Source organism: Ruania alba (assembly GCF_900105765.1).
In the GTDB taxonomy this organism is placed as follows: domain Bacteria; phylum Actinomycetota; class Actinomycetes; order Actinomycetales; family Beutenbergiaceae; genus Ruania; species Ruania alba.
In genome coordinates this window covers 2,125,381-2,137,977 of sequence record NZ_FNTX01000002.1, presented here as the reverse complement: position 1 = coordinate 2,137,977, position 12,597 = coordinate 2,125,381, and the positions used below count along the sequence as shown (strand labels likewise).

At 66.3% G+C, this 12,597-nt stretch carries 9 protein-coding genes; 5 read left to right on the top strand and 4 right to left on the bottom strand.

The features are described 5' to 3' along the window. Nucleotides 1–84: 84 nt before the first annotated feature. Nucleotides 85–3,783 (bottom strand): AGE family epimerase/isomerase, encoded by a 3,699-nt coding sequence (locus tag BLU77_RS19940; RefSeq protein WP_089775044.1) that lies wholly within the window; start codon nucleotides 3,781–3,783, stop codon nucleotides 85–87. A gap of 316 nt (nucleotides 3,784–4,099) precedes the next feature. On the opposite strand from BLU77_RS19940, the gene BLU77_RS19935 reads away from it, so the two are divergent. Beyond that, nucleotides 4,100–5,152 carry a nucleoside hydrolase gene (locus tag BLU77_RS19935; protein ID WP_089775042.1) on the top strand — a complete coding sequence of 351 codons (1,053 nt, stop codon included), beginning with the start codon at nucleotides 4,100–4,102 and terminating at the stop codon, nucleotides 5,150–5,152. Nucleotides 5,153–5,344: 192 nt separating this feature from the next. Here BLU77_RS19935 and BLU77_RS19930 read toward each other — a convergent pair whose 3' ends face one another. From BLU77_RS19930 to BLU77_RS19920, 3 genes are all read right to left on the bottom strand, one after another. Further along, a complete protein-coding gene (locus tag BLU77_RS19930; protein ID WP_089775040.1) occupies nucleotides 5,345–6,370 on the bottom strand; it encodes a LacI family DNA-binding transcriptional regulator in 1,026 nt (341 codons plus the stop codon). A gap of 146 nt (nucleotides 6,371–6,516) precedes the next feature. Next, on the bottom strand, nucleotides 6,517–6,843 hold the full coding sequence (locus BLU77_RS19925; RefSeq protein ID WP_139177865.1) for a hypothetical protein: 327 nt from the start codon (nucleotides 6,841–6,843) through the stop codon (nucleotides 6,517–6,519). A gap of 29 nt (nucleotides 6,844–6,872) precedes the next feature. Beyond that, on the bottom strand, nucleotides 6,873–7,802 hold the full coding sequence (locus BLU77_RS19920; RefSeq protein ID WP_089775036.1) for a DUF6772 family protein: 930 nt from the start codon (nucleotides 7,800–7,802) through the stop codon (nucleotides 6,873–6,875). A gap of 268 nt (nucleotides 7,803–8,070) precedes the next feature. Between BLU77_RS19920 and BLU77_RS19915 the strand changes: the two genes are divergently transcribed. Genes BLU77_RS19915 through BLU77_RS19900 form a run of 4 tightly spaced genes read left to right on the top strand, consistent with a single transcriptional unit; the run spans nucleotide 8,071 to nucleotide 11,963 of the window. Continuing rightward, nucleotides 8,071–9,369 carry an ABC transporter substrate-binding protein gene (locus BLU77_RS19915; protein ID WP_175477249.1) on the top strand — a complete coding sequence of 433 codons (1,299 nt, stop codon included), beginning with the start codon at nucleotides 8,071–8,073 and terminating at the stop codon, nucleotides 9,367–9,369. An 18-nt stretch (nucleotides 9,370–9,387) separates the two neighbouring features. Beyond that, on the top strand, nucleotides 9,388–10,311 hold the full coding sequence (locus BLU77_RS19910; protein WP_089775031.1) for a carbohydrate ABC transporter permease: 924 nt from the start codon (nucleotides 9,388–9,390) through the stop codon (nucleotides 10,309–10,311). After that, the gene (locus BLU77_RS19905; RefSeq protein ID WP_089775029.1) at nucleotides 10,298–11,152 is read left to right on the top strand and encodes a carbohydrate ABC transporter permease; all 855 of its coding nucleotides are present in this window, start codon (nucleotides 10,298–10,300) and stop codon (nucleotides 11,150–11,152) included. The genes BLU77_RS19910 and BLU77_RS19905 overlap by 14 nt, the downstream gene beginning before the upstream one ends. Nucleotides 11,153–11,180: 28 nt before the next feature. Then, nucleotides 11,181–11,963, top strand: coding sequence for an alpha/beta hydrolase-fold protein (locus BLU77_RS19900; RefSeq protein WP_089775028.1), 783 nt, complete (start codon nucleotides 11,181–11,183; stop codon nucleotides 11,961–11,963). Nucleotides 11,964–12,597 lie beyond the last annotated feature (634 nt).

Here is a 12,597-nt window from a genome sequence, read left to right as displayed (position 1 = left end):
TGCCACAGCCGGGCCGCGACGACGACACCCCGGCGCGGAGATGACCGCATGCGGCCACAGTGGCCACATGCGGTCATCCACGGCCTACCGCTGCACCACCACGGTGGAGACCTCCTGGTGACGCAACGCCACCAGGACCGTGCCGTCCGCGAGCTGCTTCCAGCCCTCATCCACCTCGTCCAGGGACGCCACCTCGGCGAGTGCGGTCCCGTCCACACTGACCCCGCTGGCAGCATCGAGCCCGGTGACCAACAGCTGCGAGGTGAGGCCGGCGAAGAAGCCGAGCTCCGCCGTCAGGCTCTGCTCGGTGAGCGTGGCGGACCGGACGTCCGCTGCGGTACTGACGCGGACGCCGTCATCGAGCAGTGCGGTCTGGGCGTCGATCGGACGCCCGCCTCCCCCGGTGGCGCCGACCATGAACAGCGGGTTGGCGATCCGCACCGACCCCAGGTTCAGGTTGCGTGAGGGCTTGTTCCCGATCAGGTACCAGTTGTCCGGGTAGCCACCTCGAGCCGCACCCTCGAGGTGCTGCTGGTGCATCGCACTGACCACGAGTCCCTCGGCCACGCGGCCGGCACCCTCCCCCACCAGGTCCCAGTCGAGCCGGAACGGCTCCACCCCGCGCGGGTCGGTGAGCGCGTCGGCGAACTCGGCCAGGTGGTGGGCGTGGATCAGGCCGTTCCACTGCACCGGGCGCATGAACCACGAGTTCCGGTACCGGCTCCCTCCCATCACCGCCTGGGAGGCGTACGTGAGCAGCGGCAGGTCCGGGTGCTGCCAGTGGTACAGGAACGGCAGCGCCGCCCGCACCCAGTGGCGCCCTCGATCGGCGTACGCCTCGTCGCCGGTGAGCCGGTATGCCTCGCTGCAGGCGAGCACTCCGTAGGCCGCGGCAAGCACGTCAGGGGCGTGCAGCGGAACCTCCCACCCTTGCGCCGCGCGCGGCACCTGCGCGCGGTTCACGAACTCCACACCACGCAGACCGGCGTCCTCGGCCTCAGCATCACCGACGAGCCGGGCGTAGCGCAGCAGGTGCGCGGCATTGCGCGCCGACCGCCCCAGGATGGGCGAGTCGAGCGGGCCGAGCATCGGATCGTGCCAGTTGCGCTGGGTGAAGCCCCAGCTGCCACCGTCCTGCTGGGTGTCGATGAGGTTGGCAGCGAGCTGAGCCCACTCGGGCAGCGCCTCCTCGAGGTGGCCGAAATAGAACGCTCCGGTGTGCATCCACCCCGCCACGTTGACGTTGTCGGCATTGGACAGACCCTGCGGCCCTTTCTCGGCCACGACCCGGCGCCGGTAGCGGTCGAGGCACTCCAGGGCGAGGGCACGCGCCTCCTCATCGTCGGAGAGGTGGCTGGCCACGAGCAGCGCGATCGCCGGCAGCACGTTGTAGTTCGTGCCTCGCCCGTGCACACCGTGGAAGTCCTCGGACGCCTCCACCCAGTAGGAGGTGAGGTAGGAGTCACGGATCAGGGCCAGCTCGTCGGTGAACGAGAACGGCTTCTCCGCCGGCTCAGGAACCCCGTACAGGCGGTGCCAGGTGTCGACGGCGGAGAGCACGTCGTCGGAGACCGTGGCGGTGTAGTGGGCGGTCGCCGTGAGCGTGCGTCCTGCCGTGGCCGCATACGGTGCGCCCGGGTGTGCCGCCAGTGGCGGCAGGTCGTCGTTGGTCGGCAGGGACAGGGCCATGACGTGGTTGTCTTGCCCTGCCACCCAGTTCGGGGAGGCGAACATGGCGCTCGGATAGCGGTGCTCCCCGTCCCACTCCTGGGTGGTGTCCCACTGCACGCCCACCACCACACCGTCGGCGGCCACGGCCATCAGCGGGATGGTCACGTTCAGCGGATGCGGCACGACTCGTAGGTCGCTCCCCCACCCGATGGGCGGCCGGGGGAAGATGTCCAGCGTGTTCGAGGAGTGCTCGTCGTCGATGAGCCACTCCACACCAGGAACGAGAGCGGCCGACTTCGACCCGCCGAAGGACCCCTCCCCGGCCGTCAGCGACGGGCCCTGGAAGGAGACCAGCTCGGCGTCGGAGTCCGGGGTCACCTGATAGGTCACCTCGAGAGCATCGGTGGCCCGGCCGACCCGCAGCGAGAACGCCAGGTTCACGTCCCAGGTGGTTCCACCGGAGTCGGTGACCGATCCGGTGAAGCTCGCCACCCGTTCACTTCCGACGTCGAACTGCACCGAGTCGGGAACCACCGGAAGGACTTCGGCACCGCCGGGACCGGCGACCACCAGTGTGGAGAGCGGCTGGGACGTCGCCACCTGCTGCCAGGTGTCCCCGACGCGTGCCCGGAACAGCAACTGGGTGAATCCGCGCGCTGACCGCACGAAGATCGCCTGAACGGCGGCGTTGCTGAGCACCACGACGTTCCCGTCCTCGTGGGCGAACACCCGGCTCCCTCGCCAGGCATCGATCGCGGCGGAGTCCGGTAGGGCCGCCATCGGCACCACTGCACCGCTCCGGAAGCCGATGTCGGGCACGTCGAGCGTGGCCACGTCAGGGGTCTCGCCGCCGGCCTCGGCCTCCCAGGTGAGCGGGTGCGCCTCGGCGAACGGCTGCAGGGGCGGCACGGTGCGGGTGGTCTCCCCCGACGGCGTCACATCCGCCGGGAGGGTCAGGTTCGCACCGAGCTCGGTGGAGGCCTGCGCACCCACGTTGACCACGGCGGAATTGAGCGTCAAGGTGTCGCCCTGGTGCAGGGCGCCGGCGTCCAGGGTGAGCGCTCGGACAGCGAGGCGGCTGCCCATCCGTTCGATCCGGACCGTCTCGAAGTCCCAGGCACTGCTTCCTACCGGTGGCGTGGTGGCCCGCAGCTGCACGCGGGTGACGGTGCCGTTGCGCCACAGCCCGTGCTCGGCACCGAGGTCGACGACGATGTCGTGGTACTCGCCGTCGAAGGGCGGGACGTGCAGCCAGATGATCTTCGATCCGTTGAACCCGGGGGACTCCGCGGTCTCGAAGGCCAGCCCGAGCCGGGGGTCCGGCCATGGTTCGGCCGGGGGTGCGGGTTGGGTGAGGCGTACCCGCACCCGCAGGATCCGATCGTGCATCCCGTCCAGCTCGGTCCGCACCGGTGGCCCGGCGCGCCACTCCAGCGCGGTCTCGCCCTCGGTCAGTGGCTCGACGAACCAGTGCGCGTCGGAATAGATCTGCAGCTCGAACCGCAGCTCCTCGATCTCGACCTGGGCGCCTTCGCCCACCCCATCCAGCCGCAGGCGCAGCTGGTTCACGTTGCCGGCGCGCCACAGCGGGTTGAGGGTGAGGTCGCTCTGGTACTCGTGCAGCTCACCGTCCGCCGTCACGGGCAATGCCACGGTCTTCAGCTCGTCCAGACCCTCCGACTCGCGGGTGGCGAAGACCACCACGAGCTTGGGGTCGGAGACCTCGGCATCCTCGGGGCGCACACGCATCCGCACCCGGATGTACCTCGCGTGCGGTCCGTGCAGCTCGATCTCGTCGAGCGCGAGGGTCGGATCGCTGCCGGTCACCGTGGTGCGCAGCACACCGTCGCCAGTCTGCACCGGTGCGAACCCGTTCTCGACCAGCCAACCGCCGGCATCGTCGTCGAAGGTCCAGGAACGAGCGGTACCACTGGTGATGATGCGTTCCGAGGTCCAGCTGCCCAGGGCGCCGTCGTGAGTGTCGGCGGCCGCCGGCAGCGTCTGCACGTAGCCGCTGCCTGCCACTGCGACGGCGGACGCACCCGCCAGAGTGAGGAAGGACCGTCGTCTCATCGTGGCGTCGAGGACCTGGTGATCGGTTCCGGGGACCATCTGTCTCTCCATTCACTGGGGGTCGGTCGCGGTGCGGTGCGGAACACGTACGGCACGGACGTCGTGTCCGGTGCCGACGGTGGTGTCGTCATCGACCCGTGCTCTCCCGCCACCACGAATCGTTTCGACGCTGCCAGGTGGGTCGTGGTCTCAGCCAGCGGTCGGAGGTGATCTGTCCGGAACCGGTCAGGTATCCACGCATCGCGTGGCCGGTACCGGACAGGTCCGGCTGCGCACCGCGCGCGGCGGCGCGGCGGGACGGGTGGGCTGGCAGAATCCGGGGCACGGCCGGCCGGAACGATTCCTAGGAGGAGCGATGGATCTCGCTGTCGATGTTCGCGAGGGCGAGGCCCCACACCGAGATGACGCGCCGTCGCTCTATCTGGAGAGCGACTTCTACATGGACGTCGACGACGTCGCCGCCCTGGCCATCGCGCTCACCCTGCACACGGCCGGAAAGATCGACCTGATCGGCTTCGGCGTGAACGCGGACAACGAGTGGGGGGCGCGATGTGCCGAGGTGGTCACCTACCCGTATGACGTCGACCTGCCCGTGGGGGTGCGTGGCGGGATCATGGAGGAGCCGGACCGGCGCCCCTACGACCACTCGCGCACCCTGTGCGAGAGTTATTCCGAGGTGCCCCGACGGCACCCGTCGGACGGCACCGCGGCACTACGGCGTGCGCTGGCAGCGGCCGCGCCCGGGAGCGTGACGGTCGCGTCGGTGGGGTTCATGGACAACCTGGTGGGTCTGCTCGACTCCGGACCGGACGAGCACAGCGACCTGGCCGGGGTCGATCTGATCCGCCGCTCCGTCGGTCGCACGGTGATGATGGGCGGCGTGTTCCCCAGCGGGCGCGAGCACAACCTGGCCTGGCGGCCGGCCCTGACGCGCAGCGTGCTGGAGCGGTGGCCGGGCCCGATCGAGCTCGTGGGTTTCGAGGCGGCCGATCAGGTGGTGATCGGGCGCGACCTCGCCGACGATCTCGGCCAGGAGAGCCCGGTGGCGCTCGCGTTCCGGCTGTTCGAGGAGTTCGCCGGGCGCACGGGGCGCCCGAGCTGGGATCCGCTGACGGTGTACCTGGCTGCCTTCGGTGAGTGCGAGCTGGTCGAATGGAGCGAGCCCGGCCGGCTCACCCTGGACGACGACGGCACGAACCACTTCCACCCCGAACCCGGCGGGCCGCACAAGTACGCGATCCCCCGCGTAGGGCCGGAGCAGCTCGCCCGTGAGCTGGACGGATGGCTCCGACGCCTCCCGGTGGTCTCTTCTGAGCGTGCGGACGCACTCCGGTCGATGGATGGGCCGACGGCCCGCTGGGGCGCCCTGCCGGCCTCGACCCGGGTGCCGCACGCTCCGCGGCGCTAGGGCGTGTTGATCAACACAAAGGAATCAGCACTCAGGCTGGGACTCTATGCCAGGAGTCCCTGGCCCTGCGCCGCCACGCGTGCAGACAACCGTGTCTGACGTGCAGATCGGTACCTGAATGCCCTCCTGGGACCTTCAGACATGGAGGAGCACTGCAGATGGTCGGGCAGCGGGGCGCGCCCAGCGCGAGGACTACCGGGCTGCCCGAGGTGCACCGGTCGATCCGCGGACGATCAGCCGGGGCGCTGGGACGTCGACCACGACCTCGCCCGGGCTCGGGGCGTCGATCTGTTTGATCAACAGATCCACGGCCAGCCGGCCGACGTCGGGCAGTGGCAACGCCACCGCTGTCAGTGGCGGGTTCAAGTGCCCTGCGAACCAGGTGTCGTGCACGGAGACCAACGAGATGTCATCGGGGATCGTGTACCCGGCGGCGACGATGCCGGAGTGCACACCGAGCGCCGTGGTGGTGGTGACCGCCACGATCCCCGTGATGCCGTGCTGGGCGCGCAACAGCCTCACTGTCGCATCGTGTGCGGTGTCCGGCATCCAGCCAGCCTCGGTCGGGGCCTGCGCCGGCAGGCCGGCATCGGCAAGCGCCGCACAGTAGCCGTCATACCGGCGGCGCGACGATGACCCCCCGCCACCGAGGTAGGCAATGGCCGTGTGACCGGCGTCGATCAGGTGCTGGGTCGCCATCCGTGCTGCAGCCACATCATCGAGGCGAATCGTGCGGAGATCATCGGCCCTGTCCGCACCGAACACGATAGAGGGCACGGCACGCGCGACCTCTCGCAACGGACTCTCGTCAGCATCGACACCGAGCTGGATCAGGAGCCCGTCCACGCGTCGGCCGAGCACTATTGCCCGGAAGGCATCCCCCCGGTCTGCTAGTTCAGCGGTGTTGAGGAGGAACAACGAATAGTTCCGTTCCGACGCCCGCGTCTGGGCCTCGTCCACGAGTTGCATGTAGATCGGGTCGTTCGCGTGGTGGAGCGCGAAGCCCAGCATCCCGGTGTGGGCGTTGCGCAACGCTCTCGCCGACATGTCCGGCGTGTAGTTCAGCATCTTGACCGCGTCGAGGACCCGCTGACGGGTCTCTGCGCGCACCCGGAGGGTCGGGTCGTCGTTGACGACGCGCGACACGAGGCCGGTGGAGACCTGGGCGAGCTTCGCGACCTCCGCGAGCCGAGGCGCCCGCCTCGCAGTGCTACCCATTAGGTCTCCCTCTCTCGCTTCTAGCCATCGGCCACATCGGTCGATGATGCTGAACGCCGCGTTCTTGACAGTATCGACCGATGGTGCGGCACGTTCGAAACGAGAGAAGATCTTCCGAACTCCGGACCGCGGTTGGGAGGCATGCCTTACCCCTTGAGGGAGATGTGGACGAGCACCCGTGCCGGTCTGCTCTCGCTCGCACCGGTGAGCACGAGCCGTACCCAACTTCCGAAGCGGGTCAGTGCGGTGGCGGCGATCGCGTCCGGCTCCGCTAACGTGACCGGCTCGCCCCAGGGCACCCAGGTGATCCCGTCCGGCGAGATCTCGGTACTGATGGTGAGCTCAGGGTGGTCGCCCTCAACCTGGGTGAAGAACAGCGCCTCGGTTGCCCAGCCCGCCTCGTACGGCAGCGTGGCATGGGGGCCGCGGATCCACACTCGGCGGGCCAGGACGGATGTGTGTGTCGTCTGCACGATGTCGCGCCTTCGATTTGGGACCGGTGTCACTGGGTCGAGTACAGGACGGAGTCGAGAAACAGGTGCACGGAGCGGTTCGTGTCCGCCTCGACGTAGAAAATCGGGTTGATGAGATTGTCGATCGCCCGGTACGGGGCGGACAGAGTCGGAGCGATCCCCCGCAGGTCGAAGACCCGGTCCATGCTCTGCAGCTCGATGTACTCGCGTTTGCGCACGTCGACTGTGAGCCGGAAGTAGAGCCAGTTCAGCTTGTCCGGGCTCTCGTTGTACAGCAGGTCCTGCTCGCCGTCGGGCACCCATTGGTAGCCGTCGGACGAGCCGTCCTCGTAGCGCTGGCCGTACCAGAGATTGTCGATACCCGGCTTGCACCACCCGCGGGAGACTCCGTAGTTCCAGCTCTCATGCGTGACGCCGTCGGTTGCCTTCCAGTACTGCCAGCGCTTGACAAGTTTGCCGCCGAGCGAATTGACGTAGCGCACCCCTGGCATGTAGCGGTGCTGCGGGTCCTGAACGTCGAAGTAGAAGCCGAATGCCCGGATGTCGTCTTCACCGATCCCGACCCGATCCTGTGCCGGGGTGTAGGAGTACCACGCCTCGATCTGGATCTGACTCGGATCGCCGTACCGGGACAGCCGTTTGACAACGACCCCCATGCTGCCGTCGGCCGGCGGTTCGGTGTGCGGGGCAGCCGCTGGCGCCGTCGTCAGCTTCAGAGAGTAGGTGCCGTCCATCGAACCGTTCGAGGCGGCGAAGCGCATCGGCGCCGAGCTGAGCATGGCCGGCGCCCAACTGGTCAGGTCGACCGCACTGTCGAACGACTCGTAGTCGGCGTTCACGAAGTTCGGAGTCAGATCCATCCATCCGTTGAAGCCGGTGTCGAAGTCGTCGAGCGTCACGACCCGTGCCAACGGGTCGAAGCGCTCGAGCTCATGGCCATAGGCGACGACTCGCCTCATCAGAATCCCTTCTGGTAAATCGCTAAAGTGACGCGCTACGGGCGATACTGGCGCCACACCTCGGGTAGTTCTAGGGGAGATTATGCCTCCACTGACTGCTATGTCAACAAGTCAGACTCGGAGCAGGCGAACGGACTCGAGGGGTTGACTTCCGATTCTGGTTCAGCGTTATACTCGTCTCGCACTGATGCACGCCGCTGACTCGGCCCGCACGTTTCACCAGCTCTCGGCAACGCTGCACCCAGCTACCCAATCAAGGAGGATCACCATGCGTAAGCACTCCCGCGCACTGCTCATGGCCGCGTCGCTCGCGACCATGAGCCTGGTAGCGGCGTGCACGGGCACGTCGGACGGTGGCACCACCGAGGAGTCGACTGGCGATGATGTCGAACTCCGGATGACCATCTGGTCGGCCAGTCCCGACCATGTCGGGATGTTCCAATCTCTCGGCGACGAGTTCGCCGAGGCCAGCCCTCGAGTCTCCAGCGTCACAATCGAAAGCTTCAACCTCGCGGACCTCGACACGCTGTTTACGACTCAGATCGCAGCAGGTGACCCGCCGGACGTGAGCTGGCTTCCGGTCGAGAGCAGCCGCGAGTATGTCAGCGCGGGTGCACTCGTCGACCTCAGCGAGGCGATCGACGCCACACCCGACTTCGACTTTCCCGACCTCGTCCCGTCTCTGCTGGAGAACTGGGTGGACGGCGAGGCGGTCTACGGGGTCCCGTTCTCCACCGGTCCACTGATCATGTACTTCAACAAGGACCTCTACGCCGAGGCCGGCGTGAAGGATCCGGAGGAACTCATCGCCGAAGGCAATTGGACCTGGGAGGCGTTTCGAGAAACGTCCCAGCAGCTGAGAGATGCGCTCGAGGTGCCCGGCTACGCGCTCAACGACTTTGACTTCCAGAACTGGACACGACTGCTGCCGTACATGGAGGCCTATGGCGCCTCCCCCTGGAACGAGGATGCGACCACTTGCACTATGGATTCGCCGGAGATGGTGGAAGCGATGTCGATGTTCCACGGCATGACGTTCGAGGATGGCTCGATGCCCGTCCCCGGCAGGCAGGTCGACTTCTGGGGCGGTCAGGTCGGGGCAACCTCGGCGTTCCTCGGCTCGAGTGGGAACCTCAGCGAGGTGGATTTCGAGTGGGGCATCGCCCCGACCCCTGCCGGCCCTGCCGGCGACGTGGTGGCCACCGGACAGGCGGCGATCGTCGCGCTCGCTGCTGGGAACCACACCGCGGAGTCCGCCGAGTTCGTTACCTTCCTTGCGACCAAGGACGCGATGGCAGAGTACTCCGGTGCCTTTCCGCCGATCCGAGAAAGTCTGTTGGTGCCGGGGACCTTCGTCGAGAACTCGGACGTGCTCACCGCCGAATTGGTGCAGCCGATCATCGACGGCATCACGACCAACGGTCAGGTGTTCCCGGTTGCCGAGGACAACTCAGCGGTCGCCGACGCACTGAACTCGTCGTTGGACCTCAACCTCTACCAGCCGGGGGCAGACGTGCAGGAAGCGCTGACCAGTGTCTGTGGAGACATCGACCCGCTCCTGGGCTGACAGGCAGGGGATCAGAACGTGGCCTTATCGCTCCAGCAGGGTTCCGCCCGGCGTCGTCGCAGCAGTCGCGACGCCGGGCGGAACACCTTCGGGTACCTACTGCTCGCACCGCAGACGCTGGGCCTGCTCATCATCGGACTCGTTGCCGTGGGCGGCGTCATCCAGCTCAGCGCAACCCGAGTCAACGTTCTCGCCGGGACGCGAGAGTTCATCGGGTGGGAGAACTATCTCCGGATCGTGAGCGATCCAGAGATGTCGATCATCCTCTCGAATACCTTCTTCTTGGTCATTGTGCTCAGCGTCGTCGGGACCGTCCTGGCGTTGGCCCTGGCGATGCTGCTCAACCAACCGCTCCCGGGTATCAACATCTTCCGCTCGGCGATCTTCATCCCGGCCCTGATCACCACGGTGGCCTGGACTCTTGTCTGGCGATTCATCCTGCAGCCGCAGGGAATCTTCGACGGGATCGTGGGGGTATTCGGCCTCGGGCCGATACCGTGGCTGCGCGGCGGTTGGCTTACGTTGGCGGTCTTCGCCGTCATCCAGGTCACGAAGAACGTCGGCATCAACGTGATGATCTTCCTGGGGGCTCTGCAAGGGGTGCCGCAGGACCTGATTGACGCGGCGCGCGTCGACGGCACGGGCCGCTGGGCGCGGTTCCGCCACGTGGTTCTGCCGCAGATCTCGGCAGCAGTCTTGATGGTGTTCATGCTGATGATCAGCGGCTCTTTCAAGGTGTTCGAACTTGTCCTGCTGCTCACCAACGGCGGACCGGGCGTGCAGACCTCGGTGCTGGCCTTCGAGATCTACCGTCAGGCGTTCCGGCTCAACGACATCGGATACGCCGCCGCACTCGCCGTCTTCCTGTTCGCGCTCGTCCTCGTGCTCATCGGAATCGTCTGGTTGATCCGAAGGAGGCTGGTCTTCCATGAAGAAGACTGATCGACGCCGTTCGGCCGCGTTGCGCCGAATGCCGAGCTACCTGCTGCTCAGCGTGATTTCGTTCCTGTTCATCGGCCCCATCCTGTGGATGCTCAGCGGGTCGTTGAAGTCGATCAGCGAAATCTTGCGCTATCCGCCGACGATCCTGCCTGAATTCTTCCAGTGGAGCAACTACGTCGAGGTCTTCACGCTGCAACCCTTCGGCCGACAGCTCCTCAACTCGGTCGTCGTGATGGTTCTGGTGTGCACGCTGACGCTTGTGGTCGCGATCCCTGCCGGCTACGCCCTCGGACGGGTACGTCCTGCGGGTGCGGCGATCATCTTCGTCGTGCTGCTGAGTGGCATCTTCATTCCTCCGGAGGCGGTCATTGTGCCGCTCTTCGAACAGGCGGCACAGCTCGGGTGGATCGACACCTACCTCCCGCTGGTGCTGTTCACATCGCTGCTGTCTACTGCGCCGGTCGCGATGTTCATCCTGCGTCAAGCCTTCGTGACGCTCCCGGCTGAGTTCGAGGAAGCAGCGACCCTTGACGGCGCAAGCCGAGGACGCACGATGGTACAGATCTTCCTCCCGCTCGTGCGGCCCGCGATCGCCTCAGCCGTGGTCTTCACCGCGTGGTTCAGCTGGAACCAGTTCCTCGAGCCGCTGGTCTACCTGCGTTCGCAGACGAACCTGACCGTGCCGGTCGCACTCACGCTCTTCGAGGATCCGCTGGCAGGGCCGCGCTGGAACGTGCAGATGGCGGCCACGACACTGTCGGTGCTGCCGGTCCTGATCCTGTTTCTGATCGCCCAACGGCACGTCGTCTCCGGGCTCACCGCCGGTGGCCTCAAGTCCTAGCGAAGTTCGAGACCTTGAGAGGAAGCCAGTGCCTGCGAACTACTCCGGCCCCCTGCGGCTGAACTACCTGCAGTACACCGTCAAGTCGGATCGGCAGATGTTCGAGACGATCATCAGGGTACTCGAACCCGACGCGGCGGACGCCGCGGCGCCGCGCCGTGTCACGTTCGTGCTGCCGTCCAGCCCGGAACTCAGCCACCGCTCGGGTGACGGCCTCGATGAGATTCTCAGGAACGATCTGCACAACAGGTACGGCATGGTGGCCGTGGCCCCGAGCTACTCGGACTGGCCGTGGATGACGGACCTACCGGACCAGCAGATGTTCCAGCAGGTTCTGTACTTCATCGAGGACGTGGTGCCGTTCATCAACGGGTTGTACCCAGGTGCCACCAGGCTCCTGATCGGCCACAGCAAGGCAGGCTCGGCTGCGCTACAACTGCTGCTCCGGTACCCGGACCTGTTCACCGCTGCTGCCGCCCACGACGCGCCGATCATGAAGGAACAGCCCGACCAGTGGGAGATGCCCTACTTCTGGCCGAACGCGGAGCACTTCCAGGACTTCGCGATCCCGCACCTGCTCCGGACTCGAGGCCAGAGCCTCGGGCCCGCCCCGCGGATCGGCCTGTACGGGTACGCCAACTTCGGCAAGAACGCGCCCGCGTGGACGTACGACCACCTGACCGCAGCCCATGACCTCATGGACGACCTCGATATTCCGCACGTCTACGCCAACGACTCCAAGCACGAGCACCGGTGGGACGCCGGTTGGGTTCCTGACGCGATGGCCGCGCTCGATCGCATGTCGACCTGACCGTACGCCACTGCCCGCCATTTCCGATAGAACCCCGGCCAGCGGTAGCCGGGTACAGCCACCCTGCGAGGTTGAAATGTAGACACCATCGCCGACCATCTTCAGGTTGCGACCATTCGCCAGAATGGTGCTCCTGTCGCTACTCCCTGCCCTCTTATATCAACCGGCAGAACTCATCATATTCAAAGGCAGACAGCGGCGGCCCATCATCTGCACGCACCACCCAGTGATAGAACGCCTGCTCGATCACTCGCTGACATCACCGCCTACCTTCAGACTGCCAGCGAGGGCACTGTTACCTGCCCAGACGCCGGCCTGCGGTCCTGCCTGGCCCGGCTCGGCCACCGCACGGAGAAGGAGATCCAAAGCGCCACGCACGGGACCGACAAAGCCAATTGCACCTCCAGAGATTCAACGAAACCTGACATCACGTGTTGGCCACTTCCCAGTAAATCGTGGTGCCGACAATTAAATCTGTGTTAACGCGCCATGAACACGAGCCGATAGATCCGTTTCCTCTTGACAAGTGCGATACAAATGTCGATATGCAGACACTTAATAGGAGCACGCCAATGACGACGTGGAAAGTGAGCAGAGCCAGCCGTCGAAAGGTGGTCGCGGGGGTGACTGCGTT